Annotated in this window: 28 protein-coding genes and 2 riboswitches; of the genes, 5 read left to right on the top strand and 23 right to left on the bottom strand. The window is 57.6% G+C overall.

The annotated features are described in order from the left end of the window. Positions 1-34: 34 nt before the first annotated feature. Complete coding sequence (locus FPY71_RS00850; protein ID WP_149296682.1) at positions 35-232, bottom strand: hypothetical protein; 198 nt, start codon at positions 230-232, stop codon at positions 35-37. On the opposite strand from FPY71_RS00850, the gene FPY71_RS00845 reads away from it, so the two are divergent. Then, positions 231-968, top strand: coding sequence for a sulfate transporter family protein (locus tag FPY71_RS00845; protein ID WP_149296680.1), 738 nt, complete (start codon positions 231-233; stop codon positions 966-968). The two genes, FPY71_RS00850 and FPY71_RS00845, sit on opposite strands and share 2 nt — an antisense overlap. A gap of 44 nt (positions 969-1012) precedes the next feature. On the opposite strand, the gene nth is transcribed toward FPY71_RS00845, so the two are convergent. Next, positions 1013-1807: an endonuclease III gene (gene nth, locus FPY71_RS00840; RefSeq protein WP_149296678.1), complete on the bottom strand. Its 795-nt coding sequence runs from the start codon at positions 1805-1807 to the stop codon at positions 1013-1015. 41 nt (positions 1808-1848) lie between these two features. On the opposite strand from nth, the gene FPY71_RS00835 reads away from it, so the two are divergent. Continuing rightward, complete coding sequence (locus FPY71_RS00835) at positions 1849-2343, top strand: DUF2244 domain-containing protein (protein ID WP_149296676.1); 495 nt, start codon at positions 1849-1851, stop codon at positions 2341-2343. A 96-nt stretch (positions 2344-2439) separates the two neighbouring features. Here the strand turns inward: FPY71_RS00835 and FPY71_RS00830 are convergent, their stop codons facing one another. The 12 genes from FPY71_RS00830 to infC all read right to left on the bottom strand — a co-directional run bounded on the left by FPY71_RS00830 (position 2440) and on the right by infC (position 14326). After that, on the bottom strand, positions 2440-3060 hold the full coding sequence (locus tag FPY71_RS00830) for a 2,3-bisphosphoglycerate-dependent phosphoglycerate mutase (protein ID WP_149296674.1): 621 nt from the start codon (positions 3058-3060) through the stop codon (positions 2440-2442). 16 nt (positions 3061-3076) lie between these two features. After that, the gene (gene dapB / locus FPY71_RS00825; protein WP_149296672.1) at positions 3077-3880 is read right to left on the bottom strand and encodes a 4-hydroxy-tetrahydrodipicolinate reductase; all 804 of its coding nucleotides are present in this window, start codon (positions 3878-3880) and stop codon (positions 3077-3079) included. Positions 3881-4016: 136 nt separating this feature from the next. Further along, on the bottom strand, positions 4017-5810 hold the full coding sequence (locus tag FPY71_RS00820; RefSeq protein WP_246160150.1) for an ABC transporter ATP-binding protein: 1794 nt from the start codon (positions 5808-5810) through the stop codon (positions 4017-4019). 190 nt (positions 5811-6000) lie between these two features. After that, on the bottom strand, positions 6001-7026 hold the full coding sequence (locus tag FPY71_RS00815) for a glucokinase (RefSeq protein WP_149296668.1): 1026 nt from the start codon (positions 7024-7026) through the stop codon (positions 6001-6003). A gap of 72 nt (positions 7027-7098) precedes the next feature. Further along, complete coding sequence (gene mepA, locus FPY71_RS00810) at positions 7099-8058, bottom strand: penicillin-insensitive murein endopeptidase (RefSeq protein WP_246160081.1); 960 nt, start codon at positions 8056-8058, stop codon at positions 7099-7101. Positions 8059-8129: 71 nt separating this feature from the next. Beyond that, complete coding sequence (locus tag FPY71_RS00805) at positions 8130-8636, bottom strand: GNAT family N-acetyltransferase (RefSeq protein ID WP_149296666.1); 507 nt, start codon at positions 8634-8636, stop codon at positions 8130-8132. Between the two features lie 54 nt (positions 8637-8690). Next, positions 8691-11108 carry a phenylalanine--tRNA ligase subunit beta gene (gene pheT / locus FPY71_RS00800; RefSeq protein WP_149296665.1) on the bottom strand — a complete coding sequence of 806 codons (2418 nt, stop codon included), beginning with the start codon at positions 11106-11108 and terminating at the stop codon, positions 8691-8693. Between the two features lie 60 nt (positions 11109-11168). Next, positions 11169-11543: a hypothetical protein gene (locus FPY71_RS00795; RefSeq protein WP_149296663.1), complete on the bottom strand. Its 375-nt coding sequence runs from the start codon at positions 11541-11543 to the stop codon at positions 11169-11171. Positions 11544-11565: 22 nt separating this feature from the next. Further along, on the bottom strand, positions 11566-12657 hold the full coding sequence (pheS, locus tag FPY71_RS00790; protein WP_149296661.1) for a phenylalanine--tRNA ligase subunit alpha: 1092 nt from the start codon (positions 12655-12657) through the stop codon (positions 11566-11568). A 154-nt stretch (positions 12658-12811) separates the two neighbouring features. Further along, positions 12812-13228: a 50S ribosomal protein L20 gene (gene rplT, locus FPY71_RS00785; protein ID WP_149296659.1), complete on the bottom strand. Its 417-nt coding sequence runs from the start codon at positions 13226-13228 to the stop codon at positions 12812-12814. 34 nt (positions 13229-13262) lie between these two features. Beyond that, positions 13263-13463: a 50S ribosomal protein L35 gene (rpmI, locus tag FPY71_RS00780; RefSeq protein WP_149296657.1), complete on the bottom strand. Its 201-nt coding sequence runs from the start codon at positions 13461-13463 to the stop codon at positions 13263-13265. Between the two features lie 323 nt (positions 13464-13786). Then, entirely contained in the window at positions 13787-14326 is a 540-nt protein-coding gene (gene infC / locus FPY71_RS00775; protein ID WP_149296655.1) for a translation initiation factor IF-3, read from the bottom strand. Positions 14327-14516: 190 nt separating this feature from the next. Here infC and FPY71_RS00770 point away from each other — a divergent pair, with 190 nt between their 5' ends. After that, the gene (locus tag FPY71_RS00770) at positions 14517-15278 is read left to right on the top strand and encodes an alpha/beta hydrolase (RefSeq protein WP_149296653.1); all 762 of its coding nucleotides are present in this window, start codon (positions 14517-14519) and stop codon (positions 15276-15278) included. Between the two features lie 99 nt (positions 15279-15377). Here FPY71_RS00770 and yacG read toward each other — a convergent pair whose 3' ends face one another. The 9 genes from yacG to FPY71_RS18400 form a co-directional block, all read right to left on the bottom strand. Then, on the bottom strand, positions 15378-15566 hold the full coding sequence (gene yacG / locus FPY71_RS00765; RefSeq protein WP_149296651.1) for a DNA gyrase inhibitor YacG: 189 nt from the start codon (positions 15564-15566) through the stop codon (positions 15378-15380). Beyond that, a complete protein-coding gene (locus FPY71_RS00760) occupies positions 15563-16180 on the bottom strand; it encodes a Maf-like protein (protein WP_149296649.1) in 618 nt (205 codons plus the stop codon). Before FPY71_RS00760 ends, yacG begins: the two co-directional genes overlap by 4 nt. Before the next feature lie 16 nt (positions 16181-16196). Then, a complete protein-coding gene (gene infA, locus FPY71_RS00755) occupies positions 16197-16415 on the bottom strand; it encodes a translation initiation factor IF-1 (protein WP_149296647.1) in 219 nt (72 codons plus the stop codon). A 159-nt stretch (positions 16416-16574) separates the two neighbouring features. Next, positions 16575-17864: a UDP-N-acetylglucosamine 1-carboxyvinyltransferase gene (murA, locus tag FPY71_RS00750; RefSeq protein ID WP_149296645.1), complete on the bottom strand. Its 1290-nt coding sequence runs from the start codon at positions 17862-17864 to the stop codon at positions 16575-16577. Between the two features lie 164 nt (positions 17865-18028). Further along, positions 18029-18940, bottom strand: coding sequence for a hypothetical protein (locus tag FPY71_RS00745; RefSeq protein ID WP_188052164.1), 912 nt, complete (start codon positions 18938-18940; stop codon positions 18029-18031). Between the two features lie 5 nt (positions 18941-18945). Next, entirely contained in the window at positions 18946-19689 is a 744-nt protein-coding gene (locus FPY71_RS00740) for an ABC transporter ATP-binding protein (protein WP_149296641.1), read from the bottom strand. After that, positions 19682-20740: a FecCD family ABC transporter permease gene (locus tag FPY71_RS00735; RefSeq protein WP_188052163.1), complete on the bottom strand. Its 1059-nt coding sequence runs from the start codon at positions 20738-20740 to the stop codon at positions 19682-19684. Before FPY71_RS00735 ends, FPY71_RS00740 begins: the two co-directional genes overlap by 8 nt. Next, positions 20721-21797: an ABC transporter substrate-binding protein gene (locus FPY71_RS00730; protein ID WP_188052162.1), complete on the bottom strand. Its 1077-nt coding sequence runs from the start codon at positions 21795-21797 to the stop codon at positions 20721-20723. The genes FPY71_RS00735 and FPY71_RS00730 overlap by 20 nt, the downstream gene beginning before the upstream one ends. A gap of 120 nt (positions 21798-21917) precedes the next feature. Then, a riboswitch (cobalamin riboswitch) is annotated at positions 21918-22115 on the bottom strand. Between the two features lie 54 nt (positions 22116-22169). Further along, on the bottom strand, positions 22170-22328 hold the full coding sequence (locus tag FPY71_RS18400; RefSeq protein WP_188052161.1) for a hypothetical protein: 159 nt from the start codon (positions 22326-22328) through the stop codon (positions 22170-22172). A 91-nt stretch (positions 22329-22419) separates the two neighbouring features. Between FPY71_RS18400 and FPY71_RS00725 the strand changes: the two genes are divergently transcribed. Together FPY71_RS00725 and FPY71_RS00720 are read left to right on the top strand one after the other, a co-directional pair. Next, on the top strand, positions 22420-23346 hold the full coding sequence (locus tag FPY71_RS00725; protein WP_149298557.1) for an ABC transporter ATP-binding protein: 927 nt from the start codon (positions 22420-22422) through the stop codon (positions 23344-23346). Further along, positions 23343-24104 carry an ABC transporter permease gene (locus tag FPY71_RS00720; RefSeq protein WP_149296635.1) on the top strand — a complete coding sequence of 254 codons (762 nt, stop codon included), beginning with the start codon at positions 23343-23345 and terminating at the stop codon, positions 24102-24104. Before FPY71_RS00725 ends, FPY71_RS00720 begins: the two co-directional genes overlap by 4 nt. Positions 24105-24178: 74 nt before the next feature. Beyond that, positions 24179-24376: riboswitch (cobalamin riboswitch) on the top strand. Positions 24377-24459 lie beyond the last annotated feature (83 nt).

The following is a 24459-nucleotide window of genomic DNA, read 5'->3' as shown; positions in this document are numbered from 1 at the left end:
GGGGCCTCAGCGCAGATTCATGTCAGGCTGTTCCTTAGAGCATTTCCTGTTGAAACGGAATCGTTTCAACCGCAGCACAATGCGGCGGCAAAGCATCGAGTTGGAACGCTGCAGGTGATCGAAAGATCGGCGGAAACGCCTTGATCCGGCCATGCCGTAAACGCGAGTGGTTGCAGAAGAACCCGGCCTGTCTTAAATCCGGTTGACCGCAGTTATCCGGGGCTTGGATCATGATTTTCTCATCTGCCAGTCTGGCGCTTCGCGATATTTTCTCGCCGCCATTTCGCTCTGCACTGTGGAAGGTTCTGGGCCTGACCGCGATATGCCTCGTGGCGCTCTGGTTTGCTGTGCGCTGGCTGTTTGAAATTCTGGTTATTCCATTTTTTGCCGGTTTTGCGCCGGACATGCCGTCTTGGGTCGACAATGCAGGCACGTTTGCCGGCTTTGCCGCCAGCATTGCCCTGGCGTTTTTACTGGCATTTCTGATCGCGCCAGTCAGCGCCATCATCGCCGGGCTGTTTCTCGATGATGTGGCAGAAACGGTCGAGGTCAAGGACTATCCCCAACACGCACCCGGGCGTGCTCTGCCTTTCTGGCAAAGCACGGTCCTTTCGATTAAATTCTTCGGCATCGTTGTTCTGGGCAATCTGATCGCCTTTGCCCTGCTCTGGCTGCCCCTTGTCAATATCGTCGCGTTTTTCATCGTCAACGGCTATCTTCTTGGGCGGGAGTATTTTCAGTTTGCTTCGCTGCGCTTTCGCACCATTGACGAAGCCGCCGCACTTCGCGACCGGCATGGCGCGCGCATTTTCATGTCCGGGTTGCTGATCGCGGCGTTTCTGGCAATTCCGGTCCTCAATCTTTTAACGCCGCTGTTTGCCGCCGCCATGATGGTGCATCTGCATCAGAAAATATCCATCAAGGAAGGTGGCCTCGCCATTGTGAGGCCAGACAGCACTTCCCGTTAAATTCTCATCCTTCCTTCACCAGGGACAGCGCAACGAGAAATGTGTCAGAGCACTGCCCCGCCAAATGCGGTAACCGGCGGGCGCGCCTGCTCACCCGCGCCGCGCACTTCCAGCGGCACCAGTGGGGCGGGAACATTTGTGGTTTTCTCATCCGCCTTGCACAGGTCGGCAATAATGCAGGCCGCGCAATCCGGCTTGCGCGCCTTGCACACATAGCGCCCATGCAGAATCAGCCAGTGATGGGCATGCCGCAGATAGCCATCGGGAATGATGCGCAGAAAATTACGCTCGACCTCTTCCGGCGTTTTGCCGGGGGCAATTTTCAGTCGATTGCCAATGCGAAATATATGCGTGTCCACCGCCAGCGTTTCTTTTCCAAAAGCGGTGTTCAAAACGACATTGGCGGTTTTCCGCCCGACGCCGGGTAGCGCTTCAAGCGCTTCACGACTGTCTGGCACAACGCCCCCATAGTGCTCGACCAGCCTTTCTGCCAGCAAAGCGACGTTTTTCGCCTTGTTGCGAAACAGTCCAATGGTGCGAATTTCTTCGCGAATGGCGTCTTCGCCCAAAGCCACCATTGCGCTGGCAGTGCTGGCCTTGGCAAACAGGCCGCGTGTGGCGCGGTTAACGCCCATATCCGTTGCCTGTGCGGAAAGCACCACCGCGACCAGCAGAGTGAATGCATCGGAATGTTCCAGTTCCGGCTGCGGCTCAGGCCTCTGCACGGCAAAGCGCCGGAATATCTCCGTTACCTCAGCCGTCGTGTATGGAATTCGAACAGCTTTCCCGGATTTTGCCGTTGTGCTGACGGGCTTGGATTTTTGACGCATTGCCGCCATCTTATATCCTGTCTGCTGCCACTGCCCGAAAGAGTCGCGCCATGCACCCTGAGGAAGAGCCAAACATCAACGAGCAACTCCTGTTTCGTGCTTTGCTGACGCCCTATCGCTCGCTCGGCAAACTCGGCTTTACCCTTATGATGCTGACCTTCGGTTTTGTCAGCCTTGTAACAGGGCTTGTGTTTCTCTCACACGGGGCGTGGCCGGTTTTCGGCTATTTCGGGCTGGACGTCCTTCTGCTCTGGCTGGCCTTTCGTTACAACAACCGCGCAGCGCTGGCGAGCGAAGAGGTCAGCATTTCACGCACGCTGCTGTTGATTCGCAAAACCTCTCCACGCGGCAAGGTGCAGGAAATCACTTACAACCCGTTCTGGACACGGTTCGACGTGCGCCGCCACCATGAATATGGCGTTACGCATATGGCAGTCTCCGGCAGTGGCAACACCACCGAAATTGGCGCTTTTCTAAACCCGGAAGACCGGGAAACCTTTGCTACCGAATTTGGCCGGGCCCTTGCCACAACCAAACTCGGTTGAAGCAAGTGCCATTTGGCCAGAACTGGTTCGACGGCAACGAACAGACTTACACCGTTACAGGAAATCCAAAGATCAATTGCAACGGTGCAAGTGCGTTCAGGCCTCCAGAACGTCTTTGGATGCCACGGTGGAATCGGCATTCAGGCGGTAGACAATCGGTACGCCGGTAGCAATTTCCGCAGCCACTATCTCTTCCGGCGAAAGCCCTTCGAGCGCCATGACCAGCGCGCGTAGCGAGTTGCCATGCGCCGCCACGATAACCGTGCCGCCCGCCAGCACTTTGGGCTGAATGGTATGAATGTAATAAGGCCAGACACGTGCGCCGGTGTCTTTCAGACTTTCACCACCTGGCGGCGGCACGTCATAGGACCTACGCCAGATGTGCACCTGGTCTTCACCCCATTTTTCGCGTGCATCATCCTTGTTCAAACCGGAAAGCTCGCCATAGTCGCGCTCGTTCAGCGCTTCATTGCGAATGGTTTCCAACCCGCTCTGGCCCTGCGTCTCCAGCAGAAGCTGAAGCGTGCGCTGCGCGCGGGAAAGATTGCTGGTGAAGGCAATGTCGAAATGCAGCCCGGCAGCCTTCAAACGCTCCCCCGCTGCACCAGCTTCCTCCACACCCTTGTCTGTCAGGTCCGGATCGCGCCAGCCGGTAAACAGGTTTTTCAAATTCCAGTCACTCTGGCCATGCCGAACCAGAACAAGAGTTCTGCTCATATGTCTTCCCTTCTCCTCACAGTCCCAAAACATCGCGCATGGAATAATAGCCGGCGGACTGATCCTTGGCCCACAAGGCAGCTTTCACTGCGCCACGGGCATAGATGCTGCGGTCATCTGCACGATGCGTCAGTTCAACCCGCTCGCCCTCGCCGGCATAAACCACGGTGTGATCGCCAATTACCGAGCCGCCGCGCAGGGTGGCAAAGCCGATGGTGCCGGTGCTGCGCGGGCCTGTGTGCCCATCGCGCACGCGCACGCTGGCTGAGGGCAGGTCAACCTCACGCCCGGCAGCCGCCGCCTCGCCCAGAAGCAGTGCCGTGCCGGATGGCGCGTCCACCTTGTGGCGGTGGTGCATTTCCACCACCTCAATATCGAAGTTTTCCGCTGACAGCGCCTTTGCCGCGCGTTCAACCAGCAGAGCCAGCAAATTGACACCCAGGCTCATATTGCCGGATTTGACAATTCTGGCGCCCGCTTCTCCACACCGGGCAATTTCGGCTTCCTCTTGCGCAGAAAAACCTGTGGTACCGACGATATGCACCAGACCATGTTCCCGCGCATGTTCAGCCACGGCAACGCTGTTTGCCGGTGCGGTAAAGTCCAGAATGCCATCTGCATCCACCAGAAACGGTGTCAGATCATCGGTCACGTCAACGCCGATTGTGCCAACACCGGCAACCTCACCGGCATCCCGCCCGAGAATGGGTGAACCAGCCCGCTCAATCGCTGCGCAAAGCGTTGCGCCGGGCGTCTGTTCGATCACCCGAACCAGATTTTGGCCCATACGCCCCGCTGCGCCCAGAACAATGAGTTTCATCCGCCGTCTCCCAACACGAGAGCCTGTCAGCTTGTCTTTCGACGACCTGACAGGCTCTTACTCTATGTTTCATCGCATTGTCCTGCCGTTGAAACCATTTCAGTTCAACGGGAAATGCTCACATGCCAAGCGGGCATCACCCCGCCAGATCAATTTCAGGAACCTGCTGCCCCGACGCTTGCAGATTGTGAAACCTCGCATACAACCCACCGGCGCGACCAACAAGATCGGCATGTGAGCCACTTTCGGCAATTGTGCCGTTCTCCACCACCAATATCTGATCGGCACCGACAATGGTCGACAGTCTGTGCGCCACGACCAGCACGGTCTTTTCCTTCATGATTTCGGTCAGGGCTTTTTGAACCAGCGTTTCAGAGCGGGTGTCCAGCGCCGAGGTCGCTTCATCCAGCAGCAGAACCGGCGCGCCACGCACCAGCGCGCGGGCAATGGAAAGACGCTGCCTTTGCCCGCCGGAAAGCGTCATGCCATTTTCACCGACCGGAGTGTCATAGCCGAGCGGCTGCGCCAGAATAAACTCTTCCGCCTGAGCCAGCCGCGCTGCCGCCTCAATTTCGGCATCTGTGGCATCCATTCGCCCATAGCGAAGATTTTCACGGATTGTGCCTTCAAAAAGGGTCGGCTGTTGCGGCACATAGGCCACCTGCTGGCGCAGGGAGGCTTTTGTAACCCCGGCAATATTCTGACCGTCGATCAGAATGTTGCCTAAATCAGGTTCATAAAACCGCTCTATCAGCGCTATCAGCGTGGATTTTCCACCGCCCGACGCGCCGATGATGGCCGTTGTGCGCCCGGCATTGGCAGTAAAGCTGATATTTTTCAGAACGGCTTCACCCGGATGATAGCCAAAGCTGACATTTTCAAACCGGATCTCGCCGCCAGACACATGCAAGGCCGGCGCATCCGGCGCATCCGGCTGGCGAGGCTTCAGATCCAGAATCTCATAAATCATCTGCGCATTGACCAGTGCCCGCTCCATCTGCACCTGCAAACGCGCCAGGCGGCGCGCCGGGTCATACGCCAGAAGAAGCGCTGTGATGAAGGCAAACATCGCGCCGGGTGAATGGCCGTATTCTATGGCGCGATAGCCCGACCAGGCAATAACCGCCGCAATGGCAATACCGGCGATGATTTCGACAATCGGGCCGGACCGCTCGGTGATCACCGCAATGCGGTTGGCCCTTTCTTCTGCTGCCTCGACCAGAAGCGAGGTGCGCGCGCGCAACGGCTCTTCCAGCGTGAAGGCCTTGACCACCTGAATGCCCTGGGCCGTTTCCTGCATGGAGCCGACAACGCGCGAGTTGAGGTCAATGGATTGCCGGGTAGCCTTGCGCAATTTACGGGACAGACCAGCAATCATGATGGCAATTGGCGGCCCACCCAGCAGCGCGATGGACGACAGAACCGGGTCCTGCCAGATCATCACGCCAATCAGGAACAGCAGCGTCAGCAAATCTCGCGCCAGCGAGGTGACAGTCAGGTTCAAGGTGTCCCGGACACCGGTGACATTCTGGTTGATGCGTGCCGCAAGCTGGGCCGAGCGATTTTCGCCAAAGAAATCAACCGACAGCTCCGTCAGGTGACGAAAAAGCCGCTGCTGGTAGCGCGCCACAACATCATTGCCGATTCGGGCCAGTATGACGCCCTGGAAGTAGGTGGCTATGCCGCGGATCAGAAAAGTGACAAACACGGCAAGCGGCAGAGACAGCAGCATGGCGGGATTTCTGTCTACGAAAATGTCGTCAATCACATCTCGCATGATCCAGGCCAGAAAGGCCGTGGTCAGCGCCACCATGACAAGACACACGATCGCAACCGCATAACCCTTGATGTGGTCACGTCCGTTTTCTGCCAGGACCCGCTTCAACAGGCGAAATGCATGGCCCCGTTCCTGCCCATCGGCCAGCGACAGGCCCTTTTCATTGCCCACTGTCAGTACTTTCACTTGCTTTTGCGATCGGTCTATAAAGGCTGCAAAGCCATCTGCCTAGAGCGTTTCAACCCGACCCACGATCGGTTGAAACGACCTAACCCTTTGTTTTATTGAATTTTCCTGCCGTTAAACGGCTCCGATTCAACAAGAAATGCCTTTGAAAACCCGCTTATGCGCCCCAACGACGCCCATTGGTTTCCAGCCCGAAGAAGCGCGGATTGCGGGCATAGGCAGCCAGGCCGGTCAGCGCCGCAAGTGGTTCGGTGATGATGAACAAGGGCGTTTCACGCAAAAGCGCAGAATGCGGCGCCTTGTCCTCAAACCCTGCTCGCAGGTCGTCCGCCTTCAGCAATGGAATGATTTTCTGGATGATGCCGCCACCCAGATACACGCCGCCACGTGCCATGAACACCAAAGCCAGGTCGCCCGCCAGCCTGCCGAGATAGGTTGCAAACAGTTGGATGGCTTCATATGCCGCCGGATCGCTGCCGTCAGCAGCAGCCTCGGTTATCTTTGCGGGCGTATCCTGCACGGGCGTGCGCTCATCGGTGATGCAGATTGCGCGATAGAGATTCACCAGCCCGCGCCCACACAGGATCTGCTCGGCTGAAATGCGGCCTTCAATCGGTACCAGATTGGGCCAGATCGCCAGATCGCGCGGAGTTCTGGGCCCAAGGTCAACATGTCCGCCCTCGCCCGCAACGGGAATCCACATGCGCCGTGCACGCACCAGCCCCGCAACGCCAAGGCCGGTACCGGGGCCAAGCACAATGCGGCTTGCGCCTTCCCGCGCAGTGCCGGAACCGATCTGCTTCTGGCCGCTGGCCGGCAAGGATGAGATTGCCAGCGCCTGTGCCTCGAAGTCATTCATCACCACGACCTGCTCAAAGCCGAGCTTTTCAATCAGCACTCGCGGGCGAACAACCCAGGGGCTGTTGGTCAGATCAATCTCGTCACCATCCACCGGTCCGGCAATTGCCAGGACGGCAGATTTTGGCTGTATGGACGTTTTGTCGAGAACTGCAGCCTGAATGGCGTCGTCAATATTGGCAAAATCTGCTGTTTGCACGACTGGAAAGGTCTTCGGATCCGCATAGGCATCCAGAAGCAATGCAAATCGCGCGTTGGTACCACCAATATCGGCAATCAGAATTGGAAACCGCAGTAATTCGGAACTGTCGAGGATCGGTGTCATAACCATCACGCTAAATCGATTAAAATTTCTGCTTGTGTAACGCGCATCGCGCTCGGTTTAAAGCACCTGTGGTTAATTAACCGGGCGCATTGTTGGCATTGGCAGACGTTCTGGTACTGGAAAATAGCTTTGAGCCACCGGGGCTGCCGCAGCTATACCTGCCCCGCCACCAGCAGCCAGCACCGTGCGGCAGGCATTTGGCAGGTCTGCCATTTGTAGTGGCGGTTTGGGTTTGTAGGGCTTCGCGTCTGGCGGCGGCGGTTGCAAGGCAACGTTGAACCACCAGTCCAGGTTGTCGCAGCCGTCCCCGGTGCCCGTGGCTTCCTGCTTTTCACACTGGCCGGACCCCGGTTGGCAGAACAAGCGAATGTGAAAATGATAATCATGGCCATAGGTTGGCCGCACCTTGTTCAGCCAGCCTCTATCGCCCCGCACAGAGGAGCAGAGTTTCTGCTTGATTCCCGGATGCACAAAAATCCGCTGCACCATGGGCGAAGACGCCGCACGCCGCAGCAATTTCAGGTGTTCCGGTCGCCAGTAACGCTCGTCAACTCGCAGCGTCCTTGTATCAATCAGGCTTTGTGGCTGCAGTGTCTCGCGCTCTGCATCGCTGAGCCGCCGCGAAGGCATTTCCGTGAAGTAAATGTCGGCATCCAGCCCGATCTGATGTGACGCATGGCCGGACAGCATGGGCCCGCCGCGCGGTTGCGAAATATCGCCCAGAAGCAGGCCGCGCCATCCATCCTGACTGGCAGCATCAGCGGCGAACTTCTGCAGAAACTCAACCATTGCCGGGTGGCCCCACGCCCGATTGCGAGACAGGCGCATCATCTGCCAGGCCGGGCCATCTTTAGGCATGGCAACGGCACCCGCCACGCAGCCGCGCGAGTAGAAGCCAATGCTCTGGCTGGCAAGGGCGGCTGGTGATGATTGAGCGCCAAAAAGATTCCGCGCGGGCGGCTCGGCCCTCGCCGCCGTGCAGGCACCCATGGCCATCAAGACAAGGGCCAGCTTCCAGACAAGCTTCATCATTCGCGCTCCACCTTTTGCGGGAGGAGGTTGCATCATGGCATGCTAACACTGCGCAAAGCTTAATTTGTGGTTTAACTCGTGGCAGCCACATCAAATGACGAGTGGTAGGCTACCGAGCCGGACGGTGCCTTGCCGGCGAGAACCAGTCTCTGAAAATATTGAACCGGAACATCGCCATAGCGCAGTCCCGCATCTGCCACAAAACCAAAACGGCTGTAATAATCCGGATCGCCCAGAACAACGCAGCCGCCTGCCTCGATGGCCACAAGCTCTTGCAACCCGGCCTTCACCAAGCGGGCGGCAATTCCCTGCCGCTGGCAGTCAGGGTGCACCGCCAGCGGGCCAAGTCCGAACCAGCCAGCTTTTGCATCCGAAATGGTGACAGGAGAAAAAGCCACGTGCCCTACCAGCTCGTGATTGAGCTCCGCTACGAGTGAAACAGTCAGGGCCTGCGCGTGACGCAAGGCGGCAACAATGGCCGCCTCCGTACCTGAACGATGCGGCGCATGCTCAAAGGCAGCACAGATCAGCGCAGAAATCGCCGCAGAATCATCCGGTTTTTCCGCTCGAATCCTCACCAGTGCTCACCCGCAGGCATGTTGAACTCCGGGATCAGCAAATTGCACTCAACATCATTTGCCGCGCAATTCACCGCCGGTTGCCTTCGCCACAGCCGCAACAATCTTTGCCGACACGGCTTCCAGATCATCATCGGTCAATGTGCGCTCCAGCGGCTTCAACGTTACCTCAATGGCAACAGATTTGCGCCCCTCGCCAAGAGCTGCACCGGCGAAGACGTCGAACACCCGCACATCGCCCACAAGTTTGCGGTCTGCTCCCTCTGCTGCACGCACAAGCTTGAGCGCCTCAACATCGCTGTTCACCACAAAGGCAAAGTCGCGCTTCACCGGCTGAAACGCCGAAAGGGTCAGCACAGGCCGTGTTTTGGTGGGCTTGCGTTTCTGTTCCGGCACGGCATCCAGATAGACCTCGAACCCTGCCAACGCGCCACTTGCCTTCAGCTTTTTCAGCACTTTGGGGTGAAACTCGCCAAATTCTGCCAGAACCACTTTCGGTCCAAGCTTGATGCGCCCGGAACGACCGGGGTGGAACCATGGGCTGGCTCCTGCCTCAACCTGCAATTTTTCTACGGCAACGCCCGCTGCTTCCAGCGCCGCGATGGCATCAGCCTTGGCATCATAAACGCCAACATCGGCGCTGTTTCCTGCCCAGTCCCGGCCAGCACCGGCCAGCACGGCAGTGCCGCGCCGCAGCCCGCCGGCAACCCGTATCTGCCCTTCCGGCAAATCAGATCGATAAACATGGCTGACCTCGAACATTGCCGTGTCGCCATAGCCACGAGCGGCATTGCGCCCTGCGGCGGCCAACAGACTTGGCAGCAGCGATGGTCGCATATCAGTCAGATCCGCAGCAATCGGGTTTTCCAGTTGCAGGGCTTCATCACCTCCGCCAAAGGCCTCTGCTTCTTCATGCGGAATGAAGGAATAGGTTACCGTTTCCAGCATGCCACGCGCAGCAAGTGCCCGCCGCACCGAACGATCACGGATCTGCGCAACGGTCAGAATGCGGCCACCCACCGTGGCGCTGCGCGGCAATGGTTGCGGCGCAATAGCGTCCACACCTGTCAGCCGCATCACCTCTTCAACCAGGTCCGCCTTGCCCTCAACATCCGGGCGCCAGCTTGGCGGCGTCACATCTGCGTAATCTTCGTGGTGGACGACCCGGAAGCCCAGCCGCTCCAGCAACTCTGTCTGCCGTTGTGGCGCCACATCCAGGCTGGTCAGGCGCTTGACCTCGCCAAAAGGCAGACGAACAGACGCTGCAGCCGCCCCGCTATACGGGGTAAGCGACATTTCGGTAGGCTGGCCACCGCATAGCTCGACAATCATCTGCGTCGCCAGGTCCAGACCGGGAACCATCATGTCCGGATCAACGCCGCGCTCAAAGCGATAACGCGCATCGGAGTGGATGCCCAGCGCCCGACCCGTGCGCGCAATGTCCAGCGGCTGCCACAACGCCGATTCCACCAGCACATCCACTGTGGCCTCGTCGCAGCCGGAATGCTCGCCGCCCATAATGCCACCGATCGATTCCGGTCCATGATCATCGGCAATCACACAGACAGAATTGCTCAGCGCATAAGTCCGGCCATCCAGTGCCAGAATTTCCTCGCCCTCACGCCCCTGCCGCACCACCAGTGCGCCGGACACTTTGGCAGCGTCAAACACATGCAATGGCCTGCCCTGATCAAATGTCAGATAGTTGGTGACATCCACCAGCTTGTTGATCGGCCGCAAACCAATTGCCCTCAGCCGTTTCTGCAGCCATTCCGGCGAAGGGCCGTTTTTCACGCCGCGAATGAGCCGCAGGCCAAAGCCCTGGCATGTTGACGATTCCAGCCGCACCGTGACCGGGCATTCGCCCTCACCCGCAACAACAGGCACCGGCCTGGTCTTCAAAGTGCCAAGCCCCGATGCCGCAAGGTCGCGCGCAATGCCAAAAATGCTGGTGGCATCTGGCCGGTTTGGCGTCAGGTTGATTTCAATGACCGGATCCGCAAGACCTGCATAGTCGGCAAAGGAAGTGCCAACCGGCGCATCTGCGGGCAGGCTTATGATGCCATTGTGTTCGTCCGAAAGCTCAAGCTCCCGCTCCGAACACATCATGCCGAAGCTTTCCACACCACGAATTTTGCCAACGCCCAATGTTGTATCGATGCCCGGCACGTAAGTTCCAGGCTGCGCCAGAACGCCGATCAGACCTTCCGCCGCATTGGGCGCACCACACACGATCTGCAAAGGCTTGCCGCCATTCACAGAAGGCCCCGCATCCACCGTCAGCACCCGAAGCTTGTCTGCATCCGGGTGCTGCACTGCCGTTAAAACCCGCGCGATGGTGAAGGGCGCGAACACCGCCCTGTCATCAACATTTTCGACTTCCAGACCAATTGCGGTCAGCCGTTCGGTAATCTCGGCAAGACCAGCCTGGGTTTCCAGATGATCCTTCAACCAGGACAAGGTGAATTTCATGGGTTTTGTCGCAGTCTTTGTAAGAAGAAAATGGCAGGGCAGAGGGAAGGCAGGGCAGACTTAACGATGGCCCTGCCGCACCACCGCATTGGCATGGACAAAGCGGTAAATGGCCAAAGCCAGAACCGCAAAAACAATGTTCAGCAGAAAAATTGCCTTCCAGCTCAGCGGATCACCCAGAATGAACCGGTCGACCAGCGTTGGCAGCACCACGCCAACCGCAAGGCTGGCCATGGCCGCCGCCAGCCTGTCCAGCTGATGGTACAGGAATGCGAAAATGGCCACGGTGACCAGCCCGAGGAAATAGACCCCTGGCGAACCAATCGCCGTCAACAGTGGTACCCCGGCAAACAGCCAGGCAACCAGCCCTGTCACAAACGTCGCGACGATGGCACCCGCCAGCACCGCAATGCACTCCAGAAACGTCATCTTCATTGCACGTCCCCCGCCGTGAACATCATCCGCTCAAGCCGCCGAACAATGTCGGCATATCCAGCGGGCGAAAACCATAATGCTCGATCCACCTCGTGTCGGCATCAAAAAATGCCCGAAGATCCGGCATACCGTATTTCAACATGGCGATACGGTCGATCCCCATGCCCCACGCAAAGCCCTGATATTCGTCCGGATCCAGCCCGCCAGCTCGCAGAACATTGGGATGCACCATGCCGCAGCCCAGAATTTCCATCCAGTCCGTGCCTTCACCGAACCGCACCTCGCCGGGGCGTGAGCGGTCGCATTGAATATCCACTTCCATGGATGGCTCAGTGAATGGAAAAAAGCTTGGCCGGAAGCGCATCGTCAGGGACGGCACTTCGAAGAAGCTTTTGCAGAATTCTTCCAGCACCCACATCATGTTGGCGATGTTGGCGGTACGATCAATCACCAGCCCTTCGACCTGATGGAACATCGGCGAATGCGTGGCGTCGGAATCCTGCCGATAGGTTTTGCCCGGAATAACAATGCGAATTGGCGGCTTCTGCGCTTCCATGGTGCGCACCTGCACGGGTGAAGTATGCGTGCGCAGAAGCTTGCGGTTGCCATCGGCACCCGGCTTGAAAAAGAAAGTGTCGTGCATTTCACGCGCCGGATGGCCTTCCGGAAAATTCAACGCGGTGAAATTGTAATAATCGGTTTCGACATCCGGGCCTTCAGCAATGGCAAATCCCATATCGGCAAAAATTGCGGTGATTTCTTCAATCACCTGGCTGATCGGATGCAGGCGCCCGCGCGTTACCGGCGATGTGCGCACCGGCAGAGAGATATCCACCGTCTCCTTGCGAAGCCGTGCCTCGATTGCTGCATCGGCCAACGCTTCGCGACGTTCGCCCAGCGCCGTTTGCAACCTGTCACGCAAACCATTGAGCACAGGGCCAGCCTCGCGCCGCTCCTCATCACTCATTCTTCCGAGGCTTTTCAGCCGTTCGGAAATTTCGCCCTTTTTACCCAATGCAGCCAGTCGCACATTTTCCAACGCCGCTTCGTCCGTTGCGGATTGAATGTCTGTCAGATAGTGCGCCTCGAGCGCGGCAAGATCGCTCAACGTCATTGGTTCCAGATCTTTCATTTACGCAGATATAGCTGCTTCAAGCACAGGTTGATTAAACGCGACAAGGCCCGCTCGCGAATTTCGCGGCGGGCCCTGATCGATCCTGCTGCAAAATGTTCGATTTCGCCGCCTAAAACGGCAAAACACGACTCATTCAGGCAGCGCGCTTTTCACCGACTGCACGCTCGTAAGCGTTGTCATTGCCATCTTTCAGGTAAGCCAGAGCCGCTTTGGACTGTTCTACCAGCGCGGCAAAAGCTGCCGGCTCATGAATGGCGATGTCGGAAAGAACCTTGCGATCCACTTCAATGCCAGCCTTGTTGAGGCCATCCATAAAGCGGGCATAGGTCATGCCATGCTCACGCACACCAGCGTTGATACGCTGGATCCAGAGCGAGCGGAAATTCCGCTTCTTAACGCGACGGTCGCGCGTGGCATATTGCTTGGCGCGATCCACTGCGGCCTTGGCTGCGCGGATGGTGTTTTTACGACGGCCGTAAAAGCCTTTGGCGGCCTTCAGAACCTTTTTATGCTTGGCGTGGGACGTAACGCCCCGTTTTACACGTGCCATGATCGATCTCCTTGAAAATTAAGCCGAATACCGATCAACGGTCGTAAGGCATGTAAATTTTGACGATCCGCTCGTCAGGCTTGGACAAAATCATTGTCCCGCGCGAGTCGCGAAGAAAGTCGTTGGAGCGTTTGATCATGCCGTGACGCTTGCCAGCCGGCTGCGCCTTGACCTTGCCGGTCGCGGTCATGCGGAAGCGCTTCTTGGCGCTCGATTTGGTCTTCATCTTGGGCATTTTGCTCTCCTGTCTGGACGTTGCAAGCCAAAGGCCGGGGTGAAACCCTCTTCATTCAGAACAAGGAATGAAGTGCAACAGCATTCAGAACCGCCACGGCATGCCCTGCCGGACGGCTCAATTGAACGGGCGGTTTGTAGACGATGGCCACCTTCTATGCAATGGGGCACTGGCTGTTAAAACTAGCCTTTTACAGTTTTGGCTATGCAAAAACGTCTCTGACAACCATGAAAAAAGCGGCCGCAAAGGCAGCCGCTTGTTCCTGTTCAAATGCCGAAGGCCCGCGAAGTGTGAAAAAGCCTCGCGATTCGCCAGACAGCAGATCAGCCGCGAGGCGCCAGAACCATCATCATCTGGCGACCTTCAAGCTTGGGCTCGGCTTCCACCTTGGAATATTCGGCGGTTTCTTCACGAACCCGGTTCAGAAGCTGCATGCCAAGTTCCTGGTGCGCCATTTCACGGCCACGAAACCGCAAAGTCACCTTCACCTTGTCACCATCATCAAAGAATCGGCGAACCGCCTTCATCTTTGTCTCATAGTCATGATCGTCGATATTCGGACGCATCTTGATTTCTTTGACTTCGATGATTTTCTGACGTCGGCGCGCTTCCGCCGCTTTCTTCTGGCTTTCGTATTTCAGCTTGCCAAGGTCGAGGATCTTGCACACCGGCGGGTTGGCGGTCGGCACAATTTCCACGAGGTCCAGGCCAGCTTCTTCAGCAAGCGCCAAAGCCTCGGCTGTCGAGATCTCGCCACGATTCACGCCATCAGCATCAATCAGCTGAATTTGTGGAACCCGAATATCCCTGTTGGAACGAGGTCCCTCCTTTTGGCTGGGCGGCGCACGAAATGGTCTGCGAATGGTCGTTTACTCCTGATGTTGACGACGAATTTGCGAATACGCAAAACCCCTGTAGCCGCCATGGCATTTCATGCCTCTGGCAGCGACTGGAGCCAAATTACAGTGTAGATATAACACGTCATTGATCCAGTTTCACCAGCCCGTCACAGAAATTGGCAATATATCTTGCATCGAACTGAAAGCAGCAGCCATGTCTCACGTACCTCCCGCCGACTTTTTGACTGTAAAAAGCGACAATGGCTCCCACCGTCTGGCATTTCTGCAAGTGGTCGGTGATGGGCCAACCATCGTCTGGCTGGGCGGCTTCAGGTCCGACATGCGCGGCTCCAAAGCAGAGAGGCTGGCCGAATTCTGTCAGAGCAATGGCCGTTCCTATCTGCGCTTTGACTATTCCGGCCACGGCGAATCAGATGGGCGCTTTGTCGATGGCACGATATCGCAATGGACCGCGGACGCCCGCGCCATGATTGAGGCACGCACCAGTGGCCCCCTGATTCTTGTCGGCTCATCCATGGGCGGCTGGATCAGCCTGCTTCTGGCCCGCCAGCTTGCCGGCCGCGTCAATGCCATGCTGCTGCTGGCCCCCGCGCCAGACTTTACAACAAAGCTGGTTGAGCCCTCCCTAACCCAGCGTGAACGCGAAGATCTGGTTGGTCAGGGCTATGTTGCGCGCGCATCGGAATATTCACCTGAGCCGACCATCTATACACAAAAGCTGATGCAGGACGGATTGACCCAGAGCCTGATGACCGGGCCAATCGACACCGGCTGCCCCGTGCACATCATACAGGGAATGGCTGACCCCGATGTGCCCTACACCCACGCGCTGGAACTGACGGAGCATCTGCCCGGTGATGGTGTGGTGCTGACCCTGGTGAAGGATGGCGACCACCGCCTGTCGCGGGATGAAGATCTTGCCCGCATGGAAGAGGCAGTGAAAAATCTTCTTTAGGCCATTTCAGGCGAACTTATGATCGCCCGAAACGGCTTTACTCTCTGCTTTGGCGCATTGTCTTGCCGTTGAAACGTGGCCGTTTCAACGAAAAATGCTTTAGTCATTGTCTTCCGGAGTGGACGGCTCTTCCTCGCTGCCGGGTATGACATAGGAGCCCGATAGCCAGCGGTTGAGGTCAACCGCCTTGCAACGTGGAGAACAGAACGGATAAGTCGCCCGTACAGACGGGCGGGAACATTCGGGGCAATTGCGCTTGACGCGCAACGGCGTCACCTCCCCGGTCATTCCACCGGCCCCGGTGCAGCAACAAAGCCTTCGCCTTCCAGAAGCGTAAGCGTTTCATACAGCGGCAACCCAACAACATTGCTGTAAGAGCCAATCATCCGGACAACAAAGCCGCCCGCGCGCCCCTGGATGGCATAGCCGCCAGCTTTGCCCCGCCACTCGCCACTGGCCAGATAACGGTCAATATCATCGCGTGTCAGCCGCTTGAAACGCACCCGCGTTTCCACCAGCCGCTGACGCAGCTTGCCCGAAGGTGTCAGCAGGCAAATGCCGGTATAAACCCGGTGCGTTCGGCCGGAAAGAATGCGCAGATTGTCATGCGCTTCTTCTATCAACTCTGCTTTTGGAATAATGCGCCGGCCAACTGCAACCACCGTATCCGCCGCCAGAACATAGCGCCCGGCAGTATCGCCCAGCGTCTGCAGCATACGTCCAGCGGTTTCCGCCTTGCCGCGGCTAAGTCGCTTTGCCAGAGAGCGCGGGTGTTCGGCGCGCTCGGGCGTTTCGTCCAGCTCTGCCGGCAACAGACGCTCAGGCTCTACGCCCACCTGCTGCAGAAGAGCCAGACGGCGCGGAGAGGCAGAGGCAAGAACCAGATGCAGTTGTTTGTCCATGAGCGCGTCGCAAACCCTACTTGAAGCGGTAGGTGATGCGCCCTTTGCTCAGATCATACGGTGTCATTTCGACAAGCACCTTATCGCCTGTCAAAACGCGAATGCGATTCTTGCGCATGCGCCCTGCCGTGTGAGCAATAATTTCATGATCGTTCTCGAGCTTGATGCGGAAAGTCGCGTTCGGCAAAAGCTCGATAACGACTCCGGGAAACTCAAGAACTTCTTCCTTCGCCATGCGTGGTCCTGACCTTGGAACGAGGGCCGGCGCGTCTGAGCGCGCCGGATCAAAAATAAGCCAACTTCCGGCAAGCGGCAGTCAGCGGGAATGACTGAATGTGCGCACTAAATCGTGCGGATCGAGAAAAAATGCAAGGCGAAAGAATGCAAACCACTCTCAGCCCGAGATTCTTTCCACCTCCGCGCCGCAGGCAACCAGCTTTTCTTCAAGCCGCTCAAACCCGCGATCGAGATGGTACACGCGATTGACGGTGGTTTCACCCTCCGCCACCAGACCAGCAATAACCAGTGAAACCGAAGCACGCAAATCCGTGGCCATAACCGGCGCTCCGGCAAGGCGTTTCACGCCCTCAACCTTTGCCACCTGGCCGGACAGTGATATGCGGGCACCTAGCCGCGCCAGTTCCTGCACATGCATGAAACGATTTTCAAAAATCGTTTCCGTAATGGACGACACGCCGCTGGAGCGAGTCATCAGCGCCATGAACTGCGCCTGCAGATCAGTGGGAAAACCGGGAAACGGATCTGTCACCACATCAACCGGCAGAATATCGCCGCCATTGCGCCGGATACGTATGCTGTCTTCCAGCTCTGTCACTTCAGCGCCTGCCTGGCGCAAAACGTCCAGCGCAACCGGCAGAAGCCCGGCTCGTGTGCCGGCTATCGTCACGTCTCCACCAGCCATGGCTGCCGCAATCGCGTAAGTTCCGGTTTCTATCCGGTCTGGCAGAACGCGGTGGCGCGCGCCGGAAAGGGCAGTAACCCCCTGAATGGTGATGGTCGGGGTGCCTGCCCCCGAAATACGAGCGCCCATGGCGTTCAGGCAATCCGCCAGATCCACCACTTCCGGCTCACATGCGGCATTTTCAATAACGGTTTCGCCCCGCGCCAGCGATGCAGCCATCAACATGACATGCGTTGCACCAACCGAAACTTTCGGAAAGCTGTACCGCCCGCCAACGAGCCCGCCTTTGGCTTCTGCAACGACATAGCCGCCATCAATATCAATTGTGGCGCCCAGCGCGCGCAGCCCGTCGATGAACAGGTTGACCGGCCGTGTGCCAATGGCGCAGCCACCCGGCAGTGAAACCCGCGCCTTGTGCATGCGCGCCAGAAGCGGGCCGATGACCCAGAAACTGGCTCGCATTTTGGAAACGAGCTCATAAGGTGCCGTGGTGTCGACAATGGTGCGGGCGGTAAAGTGAATGGTGCGTCCCTGCGCGGGGTTCTGCACCAGCCGTTTGCCGGACACCGTGTAATCAACGCCATGATTGCCAAGAATGCGAATCAGTTGCTCCACATCGGCCAGATGCGGCACGTTTTCCAAAGTCAGCGTATCATCGGTCAACAAGGCAGCGATCATCAGCGGCAAAGCCGCGTTCTTGGCGCCGGAAATCGGGATCGTCCCGACAAGGGCGTTGCCGCCACGAATGCGTATGCGATCCATCAGCTTCCAGTCATCATCATAGTGCCAAACTCAACCCCTGCACGAGAGGTTTTTTAATGCCGTATGCCGGATTGCACCGCATAGTCAAATTCCAGCGTGACAGTCTGCTGCCCAAAACCTGACGCAGAGGAAGAGCATTTAAATCGGAAGCTCTGAAAATTCCGTCAAGATGCGGTGTCGAGCATCATGTCTTGAATGGACTCCGCAACCTCAGATAGCACCCACGACGGAACCATAATCCCGCCAACAACAGCAACAGAGGTAACACCTTCAAACCACTGGCGTTGCAACGGCATGTTCGTACCGGTTCTGTACACCCGCTCATTGGCGCTCTGCACCGCTTCCAGCACGCTTATGGATGCGCCGCCGCCATCGTCCACCAGAACCACGATGTCAGACGCAGCCGCCAGCCGTCTGGCTTCGCCTTGGCGGTCGTGCGAGTCGGTGCACACCGTGTCCACCAGATGAATGGGTATACCGCGCAGCTTCAACGCTTGCGCAAACCGGGTCCATTTCTCGACATTGCCGGTCACCTGCCCGACGCAGGCCCAGTTTCGCGCCGGGTCGTCCAGCAGCGCATCAATTTCATCAATGTCTTCGGCAATCAGGCCAACCCGGCCCAATCGCTCGGCAGCACGCTGGCAAAAGGTTGTGTGGTGGTTCAGCAGCTTGCCAAAGGCAATGATATCAAACCCCTCACCGGCCAGTTTTTCTGCAGTGTCATGCATTCGCGAGATGAAAGGGCACATATAGTCGTGCAGTTTAACGCCACGCTGGCGCAAATCGGCCATCCGCTCGGGGGTAAAACCGTGATAGCCAATGGCCAGTTCATCGCCGTCGCTCAATTCTGAATCATCGTGAACAATGGTCAGCTTTTTGAGATTGGGGTAGCGCTCAAGCAAAACCTTGTCGCCCCGCTCAATACGGTTGAACGTGTCCCAATCGGCATTTTTATGCTCGCCCGAGCATTTGTGGCCCGCATGCAGGCGCGGTGTTTTTGCCGCCAGCCTGTCGGTCATTTTATAGGCCCGCTCTATGCCGAAACACATGCCTGCCTGTGCGACGTTCAATTTCATAGGGCTCATCTTTCGTAAGAAATCAGCATGTTGCGGTGAATTTGCGTGCCGTTTTGCCAGTCCGACAGGCAGACCTTCACTGAATAGAGATGCGATAAAGCCGCCTCGGTCAGCACGTCATGCGTGGGACCAAGTGTAAATCCGGCATGACGGTCCAGCAGCAAGGACCGGTCAGCTATGGCAAAGGCATGATCGGGATTGTGGGTGGAAAACAGTATGCTCAACTGGCTCCGGCCAGTCAGTCGCCTGAGCAAGCCAAGCACAAGCGCCTGCCGGTCCAGATCCAGGCTGGAACATGGTTCATCCAGAATCAGCACTCGTGCATCTGTGGCCAGCGCCCGGGCTATCAACACCATCTGCCGCTCACCACCGCTGAGCTTTTGAAACGGGCGTTTGGCAAAATCGGCCATGCCGGTTGTGGCAAGCGCTTGCTCAACTGCCAGCCAGTCGGCAGAGCCAAGGCTGGAAAACAATCCCTTTTTGGCCGAACGCGCCATGGCCACAACTTCCGCCACAGTGAAATCCATACTGATGGCGCTTTTTTGCGGCACATAGCCAACTGCGCCGCTGCGCAGCACCACGCCCTCTGCCACGGGGCAAAGCCCCAGAAGCGCGCGAAACAAGGTTGATTTCCCAGCACCGTTCGGACCCAGAACCGCAAGGCATTCACCGGGTTGCAGCGACAGTGAAAGATTTCGCCAGAGCCAGCGATCTGCAATGTTGAACCCGATGCCAGCGGCCTCAATCATGGCTCCACTCCCGGCTTTTGCTGCGCCAGAGCAGTGCCATGAACAGCGGTGCGCCAATGAGAGCCGTTACCGCGCCAATCGGAAATTCGGCTGCGGTTGCTGTTCGACAGAATGTGTCGATGCACACCAGAAATGCCGCACCCAGCGCCGCCGAGGCAGGCAGAACGGCGCGGTGCCCGGTGCCAACGATGAATCGTGCAAGATGCGGCACGATCAACCCCACCCAGCCGATAATGCCCGCAATGGAAACCACCGCGGCGCAAATGGCGGCAACCAGCAGCAAAAGTCGCCTGCGCAGCCGGGCAACCGGCACGCCCATCGCTTCAGCCTCATCATCACCACTGGCCAGAATGTCGATCAACCCGGCATGACCGATCAGAAGGATGATTGTGGGCAGAATGACAAGAAACACCCACCACACATCGAAGGCCCGCACCTGCGCAAAGCTGCCCATCAGCCAGAAAACAAGATGCGGCAATTGTCGCTCGGGATCTGCGAAAAATTGCAGCATGGTTGTCAGCGCCGCGCAAAAGGCAGAAATGACAATTCCCGCCAGAACCAGCATCAGAATGCTGATTGTTCCGCCCATACGCGCCAGAAGCATGGCCAGCAGCACGGCTACAAAACCAAAGCCGAAGGCCGATGCCAGCATCAACAGTGGCCCGGCACCCAGAAAGATCATCAGCGAACCGCCCAGCCCGGCACCGCTCAACACACCAATTGTTTGCGGACCCACCAGCGGGTTGCGAAAAATGCCCTGCAGGACCGCGCCAGCGCAGCCAAGCCCGGCGCCAGTGCAGGCGGCAGCCAGCATACGTGGCAGCCGCGCATTCATAATCACTGTCTGGTGCAGGCTGGGCGCTCCTTCCGTCAAACCAGATGCGGTGAACAATGCCGACATCACCTCCGCTGGTGACAGGGCAATCCGCCCGAGACCAAGACAAACGATCATGGCTAGCGGAACAAGCGCAAACAGCGCCCATTCCGCCCCGGCACCTGGTCCGTATCTGAAGCCGCTGCCAAACACTGCTCTAGCGCGTGAAACGGTCATACCCGGCCATTCCGGCATTTTCATTCAATGCCAGAATCTGATCGATCTCATCTTCGGTCAGTGCGTGGTTGTAGAAGAACCGGTAGCTGTCACGCATGGCTTGCCGCAGGTCGAAGTCAAACTCTTCCGGGTGCATCACCATGGCAGCCCATTGCATTGTCAGATGTGATTCATGGCTGCCCGGATCCCAGCGATAACCGCCATGCGGCATTTTGTAGACGCGCTTGTTTTTCACTGCTGAAGTCTCGGCCAGCAAAGGATTGGCAGCAATATCGGCGGGTGTTGCGGCATCAAACGCGCCCAGAATAATAACGTCGGGGTTCCATGCCAGAATCTGCTCGGCATTCACCTCTGCGCTCATGCCTCGCAGCTCAGCCGCTGCAACATTGGTGCCACCCGCAAGCGTAAGCCAGAAATCCTGATATACATTGGCTCCCGCCGGGCGAAAGCGTTCTTCAGCGGCGTGGAGATACATGGCCTTGGGCCGCAAACCCGGCTCCATCCCATCCGTTACGCCTTGAACGCTTGCCAAAGCCGCATCATGCCAGGCCAGCACCTGCTCCAGCCGGTCCTGCCTGCCAATCAGCTTTGCAACAATGGCAAGGTTCTGCTGGTTGATCTCTTCATTTGGCGGACTGTTGATCAGGCCAATGGCATTCAGCCCGGCGGAATCCAGCGGCTCCAGCAGATTATCCGGCTCACGCCATTGGATCACGGCATCCGGCTCCAGCGCAAGAATGCTTTCCAGATTGGGGGTGAACTGCCCGCCCCTTGTCACGTCCGTCGAAAGCTCCAGAGCGCCCGGAAAGACTTTGCCAAGGAAGCCTTCCTCAACAGATTTGCGAGCGGAAGGGTGAATGGCCACCAGCCGGTCTGAACTGCCATCCAGCGCCATAACCACGGATGCCATGGGCAGCGGAATCACCACAATGCGGCTGGCGGGCTCGGCCAGCTCAAACTGCCTGCCGCGCTGGTCTGTCAGTGCAACCGGATCCGCAGATGCGGCGCCCAATGTCAGAAAGGCCGTGGCAAGCACGGCCGTCAAAGATTTTCTCACGCAAGTTCCCTCGCATTCAATCGCCCTGTTCAGGGCAAAATGTCCGGGAAGATTGCCTCCGCAGACGATGAACATGTCACCGCTACGGACGGCCGCGCCAGATCACACCCCGTAATCCAGCAAAGGTGACTGGAATTGGCAGGTCTCCTGACTTCCGTTTCATCGCGTTTCTTCCACCTTCCCGGCTTTTGGCCAGTGGCATAAATGAAGACCGCTCAACGGCTACAGTTGCGGGGGCAGTTGCGGCATTGGCCAGATGGCCGCACCGCATTCCCTTTTCATTCACCTGACGGTGAAACCAGTTCCGCCGCAATCATGGAAAATCACAGTTGCACTGTCAACAAGGTATAGCAGCGCCAGCCTGGACAGCGCCTATTGCGGGCGGATCAGAGCCGCAAGGCCAAAGACCACCAGCGCGAACACCGCAATCTTCCAGAAGTCACTTCTCCGCCGCAGACCCGGCAGGCCGATTGGCCGCACAAGTTGCACGATCATGGCAATGATCAGCAGAACGGACAGTACTTTGGTCATATGTGGATTCGTCCCCCGTCAGGAAGATAGTTAAAACTATCCCGGCCGCGAAAGATCAAGTAGGAGTTCTTGAATGAACGCCGGAGCTTCCATGCAGCCGATCCTCACTATCGACAATGTCGGCAAGACTTATTCCAACGGTTTCACAGCGTTGAAGCCGGTCAGTCTTGCAATTCGCAAGGGTGAAATCTTCGCTCTGCTCGGCCCGAATGGCGCGGGCAAAACCACCCTGATCAGCATTATATGCGGGCTGACCAGCGCAAGCAGCGGCAGCGTGCATGTGGCCGGCCATGATATTGAAACGGCCTATCGGCAGGCACGCTCGATCATTGGACTTGTGCCGCAGGAGCTGACGGCCGACGCGTTTGAAACGGTGTGGGCAACTGTCAGCTTCACCCGCGGCCTTTTCGGCAAGAAGCGCAATGACGCCTATGTGGAGAAGGTTCTGAAAGACCTGACACTCTGGGACAAGCGTGATTCGAAAATCATGACTCTTTCGGGCGGCATGAAGCGGCGGGTGTTGATCGCAAAAGCGCTGGCACATGAGCCAGACCTGTTGTTTCTGGATGAGCCGACCGCCGGCGTGGACGTGGAACTGCGACGCGACATGTGGCGAGTTGTTCAGGATCTGCGCAATTCGGGTGTCACAATTTTTCTGACGACCCACTATATCGAAGAAGCACAGGAAATGGCCGACCGGGTTGGCGTTATCCGCAAAGGTGAGCTGATCCTGGTGGAAGAAAAAGCCGCCTTGATGGAAAAGCTGGGCCGCAAGGAACTGACCGTGCACCTGCAAACGGCCATCGATGCAGTTCCGCCGCAACTGGCAGAGTTCGGATTGCTGCTGGCAGATGACGGTGCCAGCCTGACCTACACCTACAAAACCGGCCATGAGCGAACCGGCATCACCGCATTGTTGCGCGCGCTGGATGATGCAGGATTGCGGCTGCGTGACCTGGAGACACGGCAAAGCACACTGGAAGACATATTCATTGATCTGGTGAGGACGCAGGCATGAACTGGCGCGCAATCATGGCTATCTATCGCTTTGAAATGGCGCGCATGTGGCGCACGCTGTTTCAGAGCATCCTTTCCCCGGTCATTTCCACATCGCTTTATTTTGTGGTGTTCGGCGCGGCAATCGGCAAAAATATCGGCCAGATTGACGGCGTGGAATACGGGTCGTTCATTGTACCGGGCCTGATCATGCTGTCGCTATTGACGCAAAGCCTGTCCAATGCTGCGTTCGGCATCTATTTTCCCAAATTCACCGGTACAATTTACGAGATCATGTCCGCCCCCATTTCCACACTGGAAATCGTGCTTGGCTATGTTGGCGCGGCGGCCTCAAAATCGGTTCTGCTGGGGTTGATTATTCTGGCAACTGCCTGGCTTTTCGTGCCCCTGCACATAGACCACCCGGTTTTCATGTTCCTGTTTCTGGTGCTGACCGCCATCACCTTCAGCCTGTTCGGCTTCATCATCGGCATTTGGGCAGACGGGTTTGAAAAGCTGCAACTTGTGCCCTTGCTGATCGTGACGCCATTGGCATTTCTGGGTGGCAGCTTTTACTCGATCCGCATTCTGCCGCCATTCTGGCAGGATGTGTCGCTGCTCAATCCCGTGATGTATCTTATCAGTGGTTTTCGCTGGAGCTTTTTCAGCCAGTCTGATGTGCATGTCGGCGTCAGCCTTGGCATGACCCTGGTGTTCCTGACGCTGTGCATGGTGGCAATAACCTTCATATTCCGCACAGGCTACCGGCTGCGGCCCTGATACCACAGGCAGTGCAAAAGCAACCTGCTCCGCCAACTGCACGCAGCGCGTGCTTGCGGCTGACCAGTGCTGCCTCTAAGACCAGGGGCGACGGTTCCCGCAAGGGATCCAAAGGGAATGCGGTAGGGGCCAACGGCCAGATGCCGCAGCTGCCCCCGCAACTGTGAGCGGCGACTGAACAGCCACAATGCCACTGAGGCCACAAGCTTCGGGAAGGCGGCTGAACGGAAAGACCCGCAAGCCAGGAGACCTGCCGTCAAAAGTGGTCACACGCGATCACATCGGACGGGGTGAGCCGGTGGTTGACGAGATTTGGCAGCTCAGGCTGACAAATTCGCCTTCATTCGTGGTGACG

The sequence above is a fragment of the Aureimonas fodinaquatilis genome, assembly GCF_008369445.1.
Taxonomy (GTDB): Bacteria; Pseudomonadota; Alphaproteobacteria; order Rhizobiales; family Rhizobiaceae; genus Aureimonas; species Aureimonas fodinaquatilis.
The sequence above is the reverse complement of the archived record's forward strand: the minus strand, read 5'-3'. Positions and strand labels throughout refer to the sequence as shown.

What these genes read in the sequence shown, in the direction of transcription:
- pheT (WP_149296665.1), bottom strand. Translation starts at nt 11,108, where the DNA reads ATGAAATTCACCTTGTCCTGGTTGAAGGATCATCTGGAAACCCAGGCT.
- mepA (WP_246160081.1), bottom strand. Translation starts at nt 8,058, where the DNA reads ATGATGAAGCTTGTCTGGAAGCTGGCCCTTGTCTTGATGGCCATGGGT.
- FPY71_RS00830 (WP_149296674.1), bottom strand. Translation starts at nt 3,060, where the DNA reads ATGAGCAGAACTCTTGTTCTGGTTCGGCATGGCCAGAGTGACTGGAAT.
- FPY71_RS00725 (WP_149298557.1), top strand. Translation starts at nt 22,420, where the DNA reads ATGCAGCCGATCCTCACTATCGACAATGTCGGCAAGACTTATTCCAAC.
- FPY71_RS00735 (WP_188052163.1), bottom strand. Translation starts at nt 20,740, where the DNA reads ATGACCGTTTCACGCGCTAGAGCAGTGTTTGGCAGCGGCTTCAGATAC.
- FPY71_RS00720 (WP_149296635.1), top strand. Translation starts at nt 23,343, where the DNA reads ATGAACTGGCGCGCAATCATGGCTATCTATCGCTTTGAAATGGCGCGC.
- pheS (WP_149296661.1), bottom strand. Translation starts at nt 12,657, where the DNA reads ATGACGTTGAGCGATCTTGCCGCGCTCGAGGCGCACTATCTGACAGAC.
- FPY71_RS18400 (WP_188052161.1), bottom strand. Translation starts at nt 22,328, where the DNA reads ATGACCAAAGTACTGTCCGTTCTGCTGATCATTGCCATGATCGTGCAA.
- FPY71_RS00745 (WP_188052164.1), bottom strand. Translation starts at nt 18,940, where the DNA reads ATGAAATTGAACGTCGCACAGGCAGGCATGTGTTTCGGCATAGAGCGG.
- infA (WP_149296647.1), bottom strand. Translation starts at nt 16,415, where the DNA reads ATGGCGAAGGAAGAAGTTCTTGAGTTTCCCGGAGTCGTTATCGAGCTT.
- dapB (WP_149296672.1), bottom strand. Translation starts at nt 3,880, where the DNA reads ATGAAACTCATTGTTCTGGGCGCAGCGGGGCGTATGGGCCAAAATCTG.
- FPY71_RS00795 (WP_149296663.1), bottom strand. Translation starts at nt 11,543, where the DNA reads ATGAAGATGACGTTTCTGGAGTGCATTGCGGTGCTGGCGGGTGCCATC.
- nth (WP_149296678.1), bottom strand. Translation starts at nt 1,807, where the DNA reads ATGGCGGCAATGCGTCAAAAATCCAAGCCCGTCAGCACAACGGCAAAA.
- FPY71_RS00845 (WP_149296680.1), top strand. Translation starts at nt 231, where the DNA reads ATGATTTTCTCATCTGCCAGTCTGGCGCTTCGCGATATTTTCTCGCCG.
- murA (WP_149296645.1), bottom strand. Translation starts at nt 17,864, where the DNA reads ATGGATCGCATACGCATTCGTGGCGGCAACGCCCTTGTCGGGACGATC.
- rpmI (WP_149296657.1), bottom strand. Translation starts at nt 13,463, where the DNA reads ATGCCCAAGATGAAGACCAAATCGAGCGCCAAGAAGCGCTTCCGCATG.
- yacG (WP_149296651.1), bottom strand. Translation starts at nt 15,566, where the DNA reads ATGACCGGGGAGGTGACGCCGTTGCGCGTCAAGCGCAATTGCCCCGAA.
- FPY71_RS00760 (WP_149296649.1), bottom strand. Translation starts at nt 16,180, where the DNA reads ATGGACAAACAACTGCATCTGGTTCTTGCCTCTGCCTCTCCGCGCCGT.
- rplT (WP_149296659.1), bottom strand. Translation starts at nt 13,228, where the DNA reads ATGGCACGTGTAAAACGGGGCGTTACGTCCCACGCCAAGCATAAAAAG.
- FPY71_RS00850 (WP_149296682.1), bottom strand. Translation starts at nt 232, where the DNA reads ATGATCCAAGCCCCGGATAACTGCGGTCAACCGGATTTAAGACAGGCC.
- FPY71_RS00740 (WP_149296641.1), bottom strand. Translation starts at nt 19,689, where the DNA reads ATGATTGAGGCCGCTGGCATCGGGTTCAACATTGCAGATCGCTGGCTC.
- FPY71_RS00815 (WP_149296668.1), bottom strand. Translation starts at nt 7,026, where the DNA reads ATGACACCGATCCTCGACAGTTCCGAATTACTGCGGTTTCCAATTCTG.
- FPY71_RS00770 (WP_149296653.1), top strand. Translation starts at nt 14,517, where the DNA reads ATGTCTCACGTACCTCCCGCCGACTTTTTGACTGTAAAAAGCGACAAT.
- FPY71_RS00835 (WP_149296676.1), top strand. Translation starts at nt 1,849, where the DNA reads ATGCACCCTGAGGAAGAGCCAAACATCAACGAGCAACTCCTGTTTCGT.